The sequence below is a fragment of the Njordella aestuarii genome, assembly GCF_056494165.1.
Genome location: NZ_CM151397.1, coordinates 2,067,773 through 2,081,243, shown reverse-complemented (window position 1 = coordinate 2,081,243; position 13,471 = coordinate 2,067,773). Strand labels below are relative to the sequence as shown.

The 13,471-nt window shown below is 52.1% G+C and carries 14 protein-coding genes; 2 read left to right on the top strand and 12 right to left on the bottom strand.

What is annotated here, in order from left to right; all coding sequences use genetic code 11:
- Positions 1-30: 30 nt before the first annotated feature.
- From SH451x_RS07890 to SH451x_RS07860, 7 genes are all read right to left on the bottom strand, one after another.
- A complete protein-coding gene (locus tag SH451x_RS07890; RefSeq protein WP_479361902.1) occupies positions 31-450 on the bottom strand; it encodes a hypothetical protein in 420 nt (139 codons plus the stop codon).
- Between the two features lie 193 nt (positions 451-643).
- The gene (locus SH451x_RS07885) at positions 644-982 is read right to left on the bottom strand and encodes a MotA/TolQ/ExbB proton channel family protein (protein ID WP_390620582.1); all 339 of its coding nucleotides are present in this window, start codon (positions 980-982) and stop codon (positions 644-646) included.
- Positions 983-1,530: 548 nt separating this feature from the next.
- Positions 1,531-1,971 (bottom strand): hypothetical protein, encoded by a 441-nt coding sequence (locus SH451x_RS07880; protein ID WP_479361901.1) that lies wholly within the window; start codon positions 1,969-1,971, stop codon positions 1,531-1,533.
- A gap of 113 nt (positions 1,972-2,084) precedes the next feature.
- Positions 2,085-2,459 carry a hypothetical protein gene (locus SH451x_RS07875; protein WP_479361900.1) on the bottom strand — a complete coding sequence of 125 codons (375 nt, stop codon included), beginning with the start codon at positions 2,457-2,459 and terminating at the stop codon, positions 2,085-2,087.
- Positions 2,460-2,579: 120 nt separating this feature from the next.
- Positions 2,580-2,957: a hypothetical protein gene (locus tag SH451x_RS07870; protein ID WP_479361899.1), complete on the bottom strand. Its 378-nt coding sequence runs from the start codon at positions 2,955-2,957 to the stop codon at positions 2,580-2,582.
- A gap of 45 nt (positions 2,958-3,002) precedes the next feature.
- The gene (locus SH451x_RS07865) at positions 3,003-3,482 is read right to left on the bottom strand and encodes a hypothetical protein (RefSeq protein WP_479361898.1); all 480 of its coding nucleotides are present in this window, start codon (positions 3,480-3,482) and stop codon (positions 3,003-3,005) included.
- 90 nt (positions 3,483-3,572) lie between these two features.
- Positions 3,573-3,890, bottom strand: coding sequence for a glycosyl-4,4'-diaponeurosporenoate acyltransferase CrtO family protein (locus SH451x_RS07860; protein ID WP_479361897.1), 318 nt, complete (start codon positions 3,888-3,890; stop codon positions 3,573-3,575).
- A gap of 601 nt (positions 3,891-4,491) precedes the next feature.
- Here SH451x_RS07860 and SH451x_RS07855 point away from each other — a divergent pair.
- Positions 4,492-5,601 (top strand): integron integrase, encoded by a 1,110-nt coding sequence (locus SH451x_RS07855; protein ID WP_479361896.1) that lies wholly within the window; start codon positions 4,492-4,494, stop codon positions 5,599-5,601.
- Between the two features lie 1,092 nt (positions 5,602-6,693).
- On the opposite strand, the gene thiD is transcribed toward SH451x_RS07855, so the two are convergent.
- The 3 genes from thiD to SH451x_RS07840 all read right to left on the bottom strand — a co-directional run bounded on the left by thiD (position 6,694) and on the right by SH451x_RS07840 (position 9,392).
- Positions 6,694-7,536 (bottom strand): bifunctional hydroxymethylpyrimidine kinase/phosphomethylpyrimidine kinase, encoded by an 843-nt coding sequence (gene thiD, locus SH451x_RS07850; RefSeq protein WP_479361895.1) that lies wholly within the window; start codon positions 7,534-7,536, stop codon positions 6,694-6,696.
- Between the two features lie 166 nt (positions 7,537-7,702).
- Positions 7,703-8,080: a hypothetical protein gene (locus SH451x_RS07845; RefSeq protein WP_479361894.1), complete on the bottom strand. Its 378-nt coding sequence runs from the start codon at positions 8,078-8,080 to the stop codon at positions 7,703-7,705.
- A gap of 40 nt (positions 8,081-8,120) precedes the next feature.
- On the bottom strand, positions 8,121-9,392 hold the full coding sequence (locus SH451x_RS07840; protein WP_479361893.1) for a gluzincin family metallopeptidase: 1,272 nt from the start codon (positions 9,390-9,392) through the stop codon (positions 8,121-8,123).
- Between the two features lie 349 nt (positions 9,393-9,741).
- On the opposite strand from SH451x_RS07840, the gene SH451x_RS07835 reads away from it, so the two are divergent.
- Positions 9,742-11,445: a M2 family metallopeptidase gene (locus SH451x_RS07835; protein ID WP_479361892.1), complete on the top strand. Its 1,704-nt coding sequence runs from the start codon at positions 9,742-9,744 to the stop codon at positions 11,443-11,445.
- Here the strand turns inward: SH451x_RS07835 and SH451x_RS07830 are convergent.
- Positions 11,439-12,416: a type II secretion system F family protein gene (locus SH451x_RS07830; RefSeq protein WP_479361891.1), complete on the bottom strand. Its 978-nt coding sequence runs from the start codon at positions 12,414-12,416 to the stop codon at positions 11,439-11,441. The two genes, SH451x_RS07835 and SH451x_RS07830, sit on opposite strands and share 7 nt — an antisense overlap.
- Before the next feature lie 10 nt (positions 12,417-12,426).
- Positions 12,427-13,398, bottom strand: coding sequence for a type II secretion system F family protein (locus tag SH451x_RS07825; protein WP_479361890.1), 972 nt, complete (start codon positions 13,396-13,398; stop codon positions 12,427-12,429).
- Between the last annotated feature and the right edge of the window lie 73 nt (positions 13,399-13,471).

The window sequence follows — 13,471 nt, the reverse complement described above, 5'->3', positions numbered from 1 at the left end:
TAACCGAGCCGCCGCCAATAAACTATGATTTCAAAACCCGCGTTTTCGGCGGCTTCGGTTCACCGATTTGCTATCTGGCGATTGTGCGCTGTTCGCGACGCCTGCTCGATCATACACGAGGTAGTTTTTGTCGTCATCCCATATGCTGATAACGTTTTCGACGCTGTATTCCATGTTGACCGGTTGAATTGGGGTAATTGACGTCCAGTACACTCCTGCCGTTTTAAGAATGCCATCGCGATATGCCTGAATTCTTTTTTGGGAGTCGTTCATGCAGTCATCGAACGCAGTCACCAGGGGTTCGGCTGCACGCGATCCGTCTCGGTCGATACTGAAGCACAGGTCAACATCGTTCAGTGCGTAACTGTCATCGTCGTCGAACGTCAAAACCATTCTGGCGTTCCGAGCTTTCGCTTGAAGCAAGTAGTCGTACAGCTGGGATGAATCCATAGGCAAGTGAAATAAAGCGGCGAAATGATTAGCCAGATAACGACCGCGATCACCCCGTCGCGGCGAAAGATTTTCAATTGTCAAAACGCTCGGCTCCGCGACTGGGGTGCATCGCTTGGTTCGTCGGTCATTCTTGGTGTGGTAACCATATTTAGTGTACCACAATGCAGCGTCTACAATCAAATCGGAAAGTCTATTGTGTCGATGCGACGGCAGCAGAACGTTTAATCTTGCGAAGCTTGAGTGTCGCCCATATCCATACTGCGCATGCCACTATCGCTACCGGAATTGATATTGATCCAATGGAAAGAGATGTCGAAATGTCGCCCCCCAATTGACTCGGATCTACGTTTTCCGACTTCGCTAACGCGTCAAAGGAACGCATTATTCCAATCACTGTCAGTACCACTCCGCTGACGATCGCTAGCGGTGCGATCAAGCCACTCGCGAATCGGATCCGACGTAGCAATAAGCCACGATCCAAGTCGTGATGAGCGTTAGCGGTTGGTGAAGAGTATGGATTCGAGTGCATCGTTTCAGCCCGACGAACGGTACCCGTCACCGGGGACGGCGAGTTGATTAACCATTTGTAACGATGATTTGCCGTCCTCCGGTGCACGGGATGGTTATCGGCGTCCGGTTGTCGGGAGCGGCGAACGATTCGCCAACCCGAGAACGGTGAACCCAGATTGTAGCACGCCGGAGACAGACCGAGCAAGAATCGACCGCGTGAAATTCGCCAGCTTGGGTGACCGAGCACGGATTCGACCGCACAAGCTCAGCCCGGGATTCGTCGGAGTCAGAATCGGCGGCAGAGTAGACGTCACATCAAATCGACTGCGATCACGTTGACGCCGCGAGCAGCGTATGCATGTCATCGTTGGTATCGACCGCGCAAATGTTGACGTCGCGATCGTTGTCGAGCACTCAGGAAAACTGCCATTCGACCGCGCACCTGACAGCGTCGCTATCGACCGCGCAAGTGCTTTAGACCCGATAACGGCCAGCCATCACCGAGCACGAGTAGGAAAGCAACCACTGCCAAACCGCATTTTCGAGTGCTTCGTGTGCATGGCTTTGTTACCCGATTGCTTCACTTTGCCGTTGGGGGACATCTGCATACAACAGCGCTTCGCGAACCATTTTAGCAACTGCTTCGGCATCCGTGGTCTTGCGGACGATCCATTTCGAAGTCGGCCTATCGCGGTCAATCTCACGCGTTTCGACCCGAAAAGTGTATTCACCAGAAGTCTCATTTGCGACTACGACGTCTACAAACGCGAAAGGCTGTGTTCGGTCCATATAGGACACAGCATCATGCGTTCCGAAGTTCATCGTACTATGCGAGGTTCCAACATAAACGGTTGACTCGGTAGACCCGTGAAGCGTGGCAAGCAATTCGCGAATCATTCGATACTTTCCTAAAAGGCTTCCTGGAGCGTCATCGTCCGGGAGTGCTGCAAAACGATCGAACAAAGCGTCGTAAGTCTCCCATTGGTTGGTCAGACCTTGAATCGGCATTTGTTTTCTCGGGTAACGACCGCGTTGACCGGGCCGCGGCAAGTAAAGTTGCCATTTCAAAGCCGCCCGATCCGCGGCTCCGTGTCCAACGCTTTGTTATGCCACCTGCGTAATCATGCTCGCGACTCACTTGCCGCCTGATTAGCGTTCCAGTGAACGAACCAATATGAGACACAATCGCAGCCCGATGGTTCGAATGTGGGGTTGGGTGTCGAGTCCGTAAAATCGACAAACCATTGTTGCCCGCACCGTGGGCAAGACCAATGAAGTTTCAGCGTAAATGAATGTCCGCCATGTTTCGACCAATCCCACACTTCACCATGTACGGTACCCACTGTTTCTGCAACAACGCGGACCTCCGCGTCTGATCTTCCCCGAAGTGAAGGGGCGATGCAATAAAGCTCGTTTTCGGTGAGACCGTAGGCGATCAGCTTACCTTTGCGGCTGAGGTATCGCACGTCGACTGTATTCGTTTCGAGTTCAGACATTTGGCATAACGCCACCGATAACCCAGCGGCGGCAAAAAAAGTTGATGTTCAGGAAACGCCTTATCCGCCGCTTGGGTTCATCGGATTGTTCGTCGATTTTAGGTCTTCTGTGTCCGGAAGTCACCAAGGAATCGGCGTGGCCTCGTTAATCGTAGGGCATTCGTTCAAACAACCAGAATGTGCCCACACAGCGTACATGATTATTGCACGTTCTCCAAATCGCGGTCCGAGATGAATGGTGGGATGGATTGAGGCCGCCACCCGTTCTGACGCCGACGTATCAAAGCCGCATAAAGGGCAACGCGTAACGGGACGATGACACTTATCTGCAAATTCTCTAGGATCTTCGGAAATCGTAATTCGAACGATGGGCAGCTTCTGATCATTCGCGATAATCGCGTCAATAGTTGCGGCGTGCCAAGTAAGCATCTCCCGATGTGGCATGGACGACCAAGCTCGATCCCACTCCGAGCGATTCTCTTGCATTTCTTCCATCATTCGCAGTGGCGTCGCGTCATTGGATGCGTCGACGAACGTTACGGATCACGGGGACCGAGAGGTTGCCCCCGACTTCAGGACTGACTGCGCCGAGGTCTCCCGTGCATCCGATGGTTCGCCGGTTCTGTGCATCATCCCTAGACCTAGCGGAACAAAAAGGGAAAGACTAACGCCCATGCCGACCATGAATAGGTGCATCCCAAGTTCGGATGCGAATGCTTCCGAGCGGAAAAAGGCTAGCGACAGCACGAGCGAAAAAGGAATGAGCATCGCGGGCAAGAATCTGCGAATGTTACGAGGCGAAATCGATTTCGACCCATGTGAATTGCATATGGCCACAGTCGCTGATTTGTAAACAGGTAGTCCGAAGACCGCCAATCCGACCAAGTAAGCGGCAAGGAAAACGAGCGTCCAATAGCCGCCGTTGGTTGCGGTGAGAACGCCACCACCGACAAGGAAGATGACGGTAAAAAACACGCCGAGGCCGAGGAACAGCATTCCGCGGTTTTTGTCAGTAATCATCATGCGATTGTCCAGTCAGCTGGAAACGGAATGTAACGCGACATCTGTGGTACACAGGCGAACGCTGGCGATCACGCAGTCGCCGCCAAAAAACTATGACTCAAATTCGCGGCCGACCGGCGACTTGCGTGCATCGCTTTGTTCGGCAACGGTGTTCATTATTGACTGGAGTCGAAGCAGGACGGAACGTTGGAGCAGCACCGGGTAGAGATGAACTATCACGCCCGGCAGCAGGATCCAAAGTGCGCCCCATGGTTGTCCGACGATAATTGCTAAGACGCCCAACATCATGTGGATGGCAAAGCAGACACCGTGTGCTCCAGCCCGCCGCGCGCTGCCAGTACCCGGAGCGGTAAGCGGTTCCGTGTAATGGCGGATCCCCACGAGGGGTAGACGTGGCGACGATTCCACCCTGACCGCTCGAGTAGCCACGCGAAGATACCGACGCCGAGAAGACGATGGATTACGCGTTCATCCACGGATACGCGAAAACAGCTATGACGCAGGTGTCGCAGAACGGGCAAGGCCACCCCAGGCGTGAGTGCGAACGTCCAAATGGTCACTATCAGTGCAAAGACCGGATGGCTCGGACCGATGTCACCGTCGAACCAGAACACCGTCAGCACCCCGGCCCCGATCGACATCCCGATCCAGTACGCCACGCGCACATCCCGGTCGTGCTGCAGGACGTTGACCAGGTCTATAGATCTTGTTTTCTTAGACGGGTCAGTGCTCACCCGATGCTCCTGTAGCCGAACAAGAAGTATAAAGTCCCCTGCATATAATTTCGCAGGAGTCTGTATATCGTGCACGCATCGGCTCGCAAAGTCAACTAGTCGCTGCATTTCTGCAACCTAATGAGGAAATCTCCCAGAATATGCAGCCCCCTTGAAAAGTGATATGCTGCCACGATATGCAGGGCACTGTGTTTTCCAGAATATGCAGGGCACTGCCTTTGCCGGAATATACAGAATGATGAGCCCGCCAATGCACTCTAAAAGTCCAATTTGCTATGACTGACAAACAACCGCACTCCGCGTCCTCTTACGTCCCATTCAACGAACTCTCCAAGACGCCGCCGCTGGTTGCCGAGGGTGTCAAATCCAATCTGCTCGAACAGTCCAAAGCGAAAATGCGAGTGCTGCATATCGCCAAACGCACCGAACAAGCTTACCTGAATTGGATCTACCGCTATCTCGTCTTCGCCAAAGATAAGTACGGTTCTTGGACTCATCCATCACTGCTTGGAAACGATGACATCAATGAATTCTTGACCAATCTGGCCGTCGAACGCAATGTTGCCGCCAGTACGCAAAATCAAGCCTTTTCCGCAATCCTTTTCTTGTACACAAAAGTTCTCAAAATGGACGTCAAGATCGATGCGGTTCGTGCAAAACGGCCGAGCAAACTGCCAGTTGTCTTGTCGATTCAAGAAGTCCAAGCCATCTTAAACGAGATGCTTCCCGGCCCATTTCACTTGATGGCCTGCCTCATGTACGGTTCTGGCTTGCGGGTCATGGAAGCCTGTCGACTGCGAATGAAGGACATCGATTTTGATCGCAGCCAAATTGTGGTGCGCGAAGGAAAAGGTGCAAAGGATCGTTACGTGCCGATGCCAGAACGGCTGCGCGATCCGCTGCAACGGCAAATGCGGCGAGTTCAGTCGCAACACGAAATCGACGTGCAATCGGGTGCAGGTTGGGCATGGCTTCCCTATGCATTGGCAGTAAAACACCCGAGTCTTGGTCGAACGCTCGGATGGCAGTATTTGTTCCCATCACCGAAGTTGAGCCGTGATACTTACCCACGCGAAGTGCTTGAAGATAAAGATGGAGGCAGAAAAGTCGAGGGCGATTTAACACAGATCCGCCGTCATCACATCCACGAATCGTCAGTCCAACAAGCGGTAATGCAGGCGGTGCGTCGACTGGGGATGAAGAAAAAGGTAACTTGCCACGCATTGCGCCATAGCTTTGCGACGCATTTATTGGAATCAGGTAAGGATATTCGTACGATCCAAGAGTTGCTGGGGCACGTGGATGTTTCTACAACGATGATCTACACGCACGTGAGTAATGTCGGAGCTAGCGGGGTTCAAAGTCCGCTAGATCGCTTGAATTGAACACGTCACGTTGCGGTCAGTCTGGACTTCGTTCCCCTGGGTGACGTCCTAATTATATTGGGCTGGAAGTTTGAGTCGCAATCAGTGGTAATGGATTTTTCTAAAAGTTTGGCAAAATCGAGAGTGGATTTTGGTTAGGGTGAGGCTGAGTCAAGCTTTTTGGAGGGGAGGCTTGGAGGGGTTGTCCTGCCTGGTGAGTTTTTGAGGAGACGCGATCAGGTGCAACCGTGTTCTAGGCGAACGCAGCTACTGGGGGCGGGGGCTCGAGTGCAAACGAATTCTAGCTGGCTTCGACTGGAAAACGGGGAGGTGTTGGGAAGTTTTGCTGTTACGCCACGAGCACTGCTGGACAAGCCAGCAGTGGCACCCGTTTTCAGGAAGCTGCCTGTTAAAGAAAACGCACCGAGGTTCACCCGCGTTCTAGGCGAACGCAGCTACGGGGGAGGTGTTGGGTAGCTTTGCTGTTTCGCTACGAGCACTGCTGGACGAGCCAGCAGTGGCACCCGGTTTCAGGATGCTGCCTGTTAAAGAAAACGCACCGAGGTTCACCCGCGTTCTAGGCGAACGCAGCTACGGGGAAGGTGTTGGGAAGCTTTGCTGTTACGCCACGAGCACTGCTGGGCAAGCCAGCAGTGGCACCCGTTTTCAGGATGCTGCCTGTTAAAGAAAACGCACCGAGGTTCACCCGCGTTCTAGGCGAACGCAGCTACGGAAGATCAGCAAACGAGCCAGCGACAAGGGATTCTTGCCGATGAGTGTAGCGGCTTATGCCGAAGTGTTGGACTGAACCACTCGGCTGATTCGCGAGGACAAACGCGGAGCGACACCCGAGAGTGCTGCACCAATTTTCAAACGATCGGGAATCAGCCAAAAAGTGTGGGTGGAGCTGGTGCGGGATATTGGAAAGATGTTTTGCACAGTCGCAGGTCAACCGCACGTGATCGATACAACGCAAAGCCGTCACGGCCGCCAGTGTTACAAAACTCGAGCTCGCACGCGAGCGTTGCTGCCGAGCTGAAGCAGTTCGTTGCAGTACTTGAGGATTTATAGGGGATTAAAAAGGCTGGAAGTCAAACCTGCCTTGGCAATGAGTTACTCTGGCGTAGCAATGGAGGCGAGCGACATGACGCGAGTTTCAACGGGGCTTTGGCCTTTGCCCAGCGGTTTGGCGTTGAAAATCGCATGGAGAACAAGCTCGATCGCTTGATGGATCACAGGCAAAGGCTCTCGGTTTCCTAATGCGATCAACGCGGTTATGGCAGCGGCCAGGACACAACCTGCGCCGTGCGTGTGTACCGTGTCAAAGCGATTTACATTGATGGCGACGTTCTTGCTCTGATCGCCAAAGATGTGCTGCGATGTCCCTTGATGCTCTCCCATCTTCACGAGAACATATCGAGCGCCCATGAGGTGCAAATCATGGATCGCTTGAGCAACGGCACTTTCGTCAACGAGTTCAATCCCGGTCAACTGCGTTAGCTCGTAGCGATTTGGGGTGACCATGTACGCGTACTTTAACAGACCCTTGTACGCTTCAACGGCATCGTCTTCAACAAGCAACTGGCCATGCTTGCTGACCATGACAGGGTCGACAATTAAGGGAAATTCGAAAGTAGCGGCTCGCTGGGCGACGGCATTGATGATGGCAGCGTTCCCTAACGCGCCGGTTTTTGCAACGACAACCGGCAAGTCTTCAACGATCGCGTTAATTTGATCGATCACCAGTTGCGGATCGAGCATCTCGATTCGCTGTACTTGTTGCGTATTCTGGATCGTAAGTAGCGTAACAGCACTAGCACCGTACACACCTAGTTGTTGGAAAGTCTTCAAGTCAGCTTGGAGACCAGCACCACCGCTTGGATCCGAGCCTGCGATGGTCATCGCGATGGCGTTTGGCTGGAATACAAACGCAGAATCTCGACTAACGACGTTCATAAAGTAATTTCTAATATAGCGAGAAACTTTGCTCGAGCATCGCTCAAGCAAGAAATCTCCACGACCGCGAAAATTGTATACATAGCAAAGGGGCACCGCGTTCGTCAACTACATCCGAAAGAGACGTGAGAATCGACTCGCTGTGGTGTGCGGAATTGACGCCTTTCTAACACATGAAAGACTCTAAGAAGCGACTTTCGTTATCACCGATTACTATAAAAGACGTCGCGGAACACCGCAGATTCGTTCCGTTGTAAAATTCTAACTCGACCGAGCATGATCGCTCTAATTGAAAAGGTAGCTCGAGTTCGCGCTTGCGATTACCGTCAACGATGAGCACGCCAACCTGAATGCGCCCGATCCAGTTCCGATCAACTTCAGAAATTTCTGCACCGTGCATTACCACTGTTAGTCCAAGAGCGTAACCCGAGGATTTCTCAGTTAATAACCGGACATTTGCGGCGGAAAAATCGATTTCTAGCCGCTGGTTCGTCAGTGTGACCTTTCCGACTTCTGAATCATAAAATTGGAAAGCAAAAGTCATTTTAAGTAGGCCAGTAAGTCTTTGGCGAGATCGTTTCAGACTAGCGGTAGAGGGGGACCGAGTTGGCACTGCCGACGCCTTGAAACGGCTGCGGAAGTGCACTCGAATAATTTACGCCAGCAGACTCCTGGTTTTGAACATCTGACGCGTCTGCGACCACCGCAGCACCAGCATCGGCTGCACTCGTACCGCCTTCAAGCTGACGATGATACCATGAACCCGCCCCTTCGTTGCTCGCAGTTCGCACTGGTGCAGCGGATTGTTGTGGGCGGCCGATCGAGAGGCTGACCGGATCAGGTCGAGAGGCACTCGGTACGGTTCGGACATTCGACGCTTGTGTCATCGCTGCACTTTGAAGATCCGCGTTTCCGACTGCAAATCGCCCTTGCGGGACATTCGCGGAAGCTTGACGCACTCCAGCGTCGTTGCTGACAAGTGCGACTGATGCACCGTTGTTGCCAGTACCGTTGGCTGCAATCGCTTCTCGGGTCATGCCAAGTCGTTCGGCAGAGTAAGCGACCACGTCGCCGCCACCGTCACCGACCCAGCGATTCCAAGCGGTTTGAAGCTTTCCAACTTTCGAATAACCGTAATGCCGTTCGACAGCTCCCACCCAGTCATCGTTCTGCATACCGCTCTCAAGGAACTTGATGAACGTCTTCGGCCCGCCTTGAGCAATCAAGAACGCTGAAACGCTGTAGCCCTGAGCGTACAACGGCATAATGTCGGCTGGATATTCCTTCAGAGTGAACATCGTAGCGAAAGGAAGCCCTCTTCCTTGCGACAGAAACTGAATGAGAAAATGGTCATGCTTGGTACGCTCTTCCATATGCTCCACGGTGGTACTCGCACCTTCATCAGCCCATCGCGGCACAGGTTTGCCGAACTGTGAAAGATGTGAGGCTAGGACGGTGTGGGTTACTTCGTGCGGAATAACACTGTCAAGAATCCGAGTCATGCTGCCTTGCACGTTCATATGAAGGCCTTGAATCGAGTTCGACGTGAGAGTGAACGTGGTTGCTCCACCCGCGCCTAAGTTTTCGCCAGCAGTGACGACGATCGGACATTTTTCGGGCCAATTGTTCAGCGGCTGGCCTAACCAATGGTTGGCTAGATCATATCGGCACGCTTCTGCAACTTCTGCAACCTTGTTCGCTGACGCTTGATCGCTGGCATATACGAGGAAGTTTTGCGTCGAGGCTACGGCGCGTGCCGAACCAAGCATTCGCCCCCGAGGCGTTTGAGCTTCGACTGAGGTCGCTGGCAAAAGCAACATCGCTACTAACAGCAGCAGTCCGGACCGAGCTTCCATGCTGATCATTCCGCGTTTCAAAGTTTGGTATTTCTGCCAATCGCGTTCTTGCGATTCGCAGAGGCAAGTTCGCTTGAGCGTTCCCTGTTTTGGGAGCGTTAAGCTTCGCACGCGGCATCCTGTCCAGCGGCGAGGTGGGGAGTCTAGGTGAGAGCGCGGACACTGACCTAGATCAATCTTTAATCATTCTTGGCAAGTTTTCAGGGTTTTCTCCGCATTGATAGCTAACGAAAAAATGGAAGTCGTTTCCCTGCAAGACTTTAACGAGCATAGGCGTTATGATGCCATTTCATCCTTGACCCGTGTCGCTCAACTTCAGTTTTCGCCCAACTTCCAAAAGGGGTAATCCATGTCACTACGAAATGGAATCGGCTGTCTCCTCGCTCTATATATTGCAACGCACACCGCGCAGCCTCTGGATGCTCAAGACCTTATGAAACAAGCACAAAAAGTAATTGCAGAGTACGAAAGTGAAGTTGTTCCGATCGAAAAGCAAGCAAACCTCGCTTGGTGGACGGCGAACACGACCGGAACCGATGAAGCTTTCGCTGCCAAAGAAGCGATCCAGAACCAGTTGGATCGAATGCTATCAAACAAAGACCGCTTTAAAATCTTGAAGGAACTAGATGACGCGAAGCTTTCAGATCCCCTGATTGCTCGACAGATTCGTCTGATGTATTTGATCCACCTCGAGAAGCAAGTCGATTCCGAATTGCTGACGAAGATGGTTGGCAAAGCGAACGCGATCGAAAAGTCGTTCAATGTTTATCGGGCTACTGTCGACGGAACCGCATTGAGCGACAGTGAAGTGCGGAAGATCTTGTCGGAGAGCAAAGACAGTGATTACCGTCGCCGCGTTTGGTTAGCCAGCAAAGCTGTAGGGGGAGTGGTTGCAACTGATCTTCGTGAATTGGTGCTGCTGCGGAACGAGGCAGCTCGAAAGCTGGGCTTCGCAAACTATCAAGCGATGATGTTGTACATCAATGAGCAAACGCCTGAACAAATTCTGAAGATCTTTGACGAGCTGGATGAGCTAACGGCCGAGCCGTATGCGGCTGTAAAGTCGGAAATCGACGAAGCCTTGAGCAAGAACTACTCAGTTCCAACCGCCGAGCTATTTCCATGGCATTACCAGGATCCGTTCTTCCAAGAGCCGCCGTCGATCTACGAAATTAGTCTGGATGCACCGTTTGTTAAGGCCGACATCCAGAAAGTTTGTCGTGACTTTTATCGAGGAATTGGTTTGCCGATCGATGATGTGCTAGCGCGTAGCGATCTTTACGAAAAGAATGGCAAGAGTCCGCATGCGTTCTGCACTGACATTGACCGCAAAGGCGATGTCCGAGTGCTGGCCAATATTGTGCCGAACGAATACTGGATGAGCACGATGTTACATGAGCTGGGCCATGCGGTTTACAGCAGCAAGAACATTCCGGCGGAGCTGCCTTATCTGGTCCGTACCGATGCTCACATCTTGACGACCGAAGGCGTTGCGATGATGTTCGAACGTTTCGCTGGCAGCAGCCAATGGTTGGCGGCGATGGGCATTGAAGTCGCCAATCCGGCCGAATTCGATCGTGTTGCTCAGATGACACGTCGCAACAAGCTTTTGATCTTCTCGCGCTGGTGCCAAGTCATGTTCCGATTCGAGAAATCGATGTACGAGAATCCTGATCAGGATTTGAACCAACTGTGGTGGGACTTGGTCAGCAAATACCAAGGGCTGAAGCAACCTCAAGACCGATCCGCGCCCGACTATGCCAGCAAGATCCACGTTGTATCGGCGCCAGTTTACTACCACAACTACTTGTTAGGCGAACTCTTTGCTTGTCAATTACACGCAAAGATTGCTAAAGACGTGCTCGACAGCGATAAGCCCTCGACGGCAGTTTACTGGGAGAACGAAAAGGTTGGCGAGTATATGCGTCAGAAGGTCTTTTCGCTCGGCAGAACTTTACCGTGGTCCGAGATGGTGGAAAAGTCGACCGGTGCACCGCTAGGCAGCGAAGCCTTCGCAGCCGAGTTTACTGGGACACCGGCGAGCGACTATTGAACTTGCATGGCAGGGAACATGTCACGCATCATTTGGATCGCAGCAGGTCCGACCAGTACGACGAACACGCCGGGGAAAATAAATAGCACCAGTGGGAAAATCAGTTTCACCGCCGTTTTGGCTGCTTTTTCCTCGGCAATTTGCTGACGACGAATACGCATCGAATCGCTTTGCACGCGGAGAGCCTGACCAACGCTTGAACCAAACTTGTCCGCTTGAATCAGCAGCGACGCCAGGCTGCGCAAGTCATCCACACCCGTCCTTATGCCGAGGTCTTGCAAGACAACGGCGCGCTGGCGGCCCATTTGAAGCTGCATGTTGCTGATTGCAAATTCATCGGCAATGATTCGATAGGAACCGCGAAGTTCGTCGGCGACTTTACGCATCGCTTGGTCAAGACCAAGTCCAGATTCAACGCAGACCACCATCAAGTCCAAGGCGTCTGGCAAACCATAGAAGATCGCTTTCTTACGTACTGATCGCAAATAGTTGAGCACGAGCTCCGGCAGGTAAAATCCAATACCACCGCCCAGGATCGCTTTGAAAGCTGCACCGGTTGACATTCCATTTAGGAACAACCCAATACCACCGCTAATCACAAGGAAGAACAGCGCCGAAAGTAACTTAATCGACAAGAATACGTTGAGAGTCGATTCGGAACGGAAGCCAGCTTCTGCCAAACGTTGCTTTAGTTTGTTAGTCTCCAGCTCCGACTTTGGCGTAAGAGCCTTTGAAAGCTGCGGAGCTGCTTTATTCAGAGCTTTCGAGATTGCTTCCGAAGCGTTGCTTTCCTGTTTAAGGCCACCGCTGGAGCCTTTTTTCTGCATGTCTGACAACAGGTCTAACCGGCCTTCGGTCTTGGATCGTTTATCTTGACGTGTGTCTAAAAGTAACCACGCCACAGCGAAAACGCCCGCCGCGATCGAGATGGCAAATAGAATGACGAAGTTGATTTCTGCTAGGAAGTACATGGATAATTGCCTAAACCTTGATATCAACAATCTTACGAATGACGTACGCACCAATCAGCTGCATCACGATCGCACCGGCGACCATTTTCTTGCCGATATCTTCGCTGAAAAGACTCATGACGTACTCTCGATTCAAGAAGTATGTCGATACAAAAAGTCCCGGCGGAAGCATGAACAACACGATCCCGGACAGTCGGCCTTCACCAGTCAACGCATTGATTTGTCCAGCGAGTTTGAACCGTTCGCGAATCAGCTTGGAAATCTTTTCGAGAATTTCCACCAAGTCACCACCGGTTTGACGCTGAAGAACGATCGAGGTAACCATGAATCGCAAGTCCATGTTAGGAATGCGAACGGTCATGTTCTTTAAAGCTTCATCAAGCTGAATGCCGAGGTTCTGTTCTTCAAAGCAACGTCCGAATTCGCTGCTGATCGGGTCTGGCATTTCGGTAGCGATCAATCCAAAACCGGCACCTAACGAGTGACCGCTGCGGAGCGATCTTCCCAACAGGTCGAGTGCTTCGGGAAGCTGTTTAACAAATTTGTTGATCCGGCGTTTTCGTCGGAACGACAAGAATGACTTTGCGCAAATGATGGGCAAAATGAACAAGAAGGGGACAATAAAGATAGATAGACCCGCGACGATCGCCAGTGCGGAAAGTCCAATGGATGTACCGCCGACGATCATCAAAAATTGCGAAAGCTTGATTTTCAGTGCGGCTTGATCGAGCGAACGCTGCAGATTCAAGTGGCGGTTTACAAAGTCTTCGATCATCTCCTGCGTTTCGCCCAACGGCGATGACATCAGCATGGATGCATCTTTGATCGCTTTGTCACTGTTGCCTTTTCTGTTGTTTGTAAGGGCAGACAGTCGATCTTCTACAGCGGCTTCCGGTTGTCGCGCAAATACCATGAACCCGGTCGCTAAAATCGCTGCAGCGGCGGCACCGATTGCTAAGCTAAATAATATTACTGGAGTCATTTGAGCAACTTTTTCTGGGAGAAAACTATCGGAGAAAGCCTAGCCCACAGATAAGCTAGAGGGCCTGTCCTAG

What these genes read in the sequence shown, in the direction of transcription:
- SH451x_RS07830 (WP_479361891.1), bottom strand. Translation starts at nt 12,416, where the DNA reads ATGTACTTCCTAGCAGAAATCAACTTCGTCATTCTATTTGCCATCTCG.
- SH451x_RS07870 (WP_479361899.1), bottom strand. Translation starts at nt 2,957, where the DNA reads ATGATGGAAGAAATGCAAGAGAATCGCTCGGAGTGGGATCGAGCTTGG.
- SH451x_RS07845 (WP_479361894.1), bottom strand. Translation starts at nt 8,080, where the DNA reads ATGACTTTTGCTTTCCAATTTTATGATTCAGAAGTCGGAAAGGTCACA.
- SH451x_RS07835 (WP_479361892.1), top strand. Translation starts at nt 9,742, where the DNA reads ATGTCACTACGAAATGGAATCGGCTGTCTCCTCGCTCTATATATTGCA.
- SH451x_RS07880 (WP_479361901.1), bottom strand. Translation starts at nt 1,971, where the DNA reads ATGCCGATTCAAGGTCTGACCAACCAATGGGAGACTTACGACGCTTTG.
- SH451x_RS07825 (WP_479361890.1), bottom strand. Translation starts at nt 13,398, where the DNA reads ATGACTCCAGTAATATTATTTAGCTTAGCAATCGGTGCCGCCGCTGCA.
- SH451x_RS07875 (WP_479361900.1), bottom strand. Translation starts at nt 2,459, where the DNA reads ATGTCTGAACTCGAAACGAATACAGTCGACGTGCGATACCTCAGCCGC.
- thiD (WP_479361895.1), bottom strand. Translation starts at nt 7,536, where the DNA reads ATGAACGTCGTTAGTCGAGATTCTGCGTTTGTATTCCAGCCAAACGCC.
- SH451x_RS07865 (WP_479361898.1), bottom strand. Translation starts at nt 3,482, where the DNA reads ATGATGATTACTGACAAAAACCGCGGAATGCTGTTCCTCGGCCTCGGC.
- SH451x_RS07855 (WP_479361896.1), top strand. Translation starts at nt 4,492, where the DNA reads ATGACTGACAAACAACCGCACTCCGCGTCCTCTTACGTCCCATTCAAC.
- SH451x_RS07890 (WP_479361902.1), bottom strand. Translation starts at nt 450, where the DNA reads ATGGATTCATCCCAGCTGTACGACTACTTGCTTCAAGCGAAAGCTCGG.
- SH451x_RS07885 (WP_390620582.1), bottom strand. Translation starts at nt 982, where the DNA reads ATGCACTCGAATCCATACTCTTCACCAACCGCTAACGCTCATCACGAC.
- SH451x_RS07840 (WP_479361893.1), bottom strand. Translation starts at nt 9,392, where the DNA reads ATGGAAGCTCGGTCCGGACTGCTGCTGTTAGTAGCGATGTTGCTTTTG.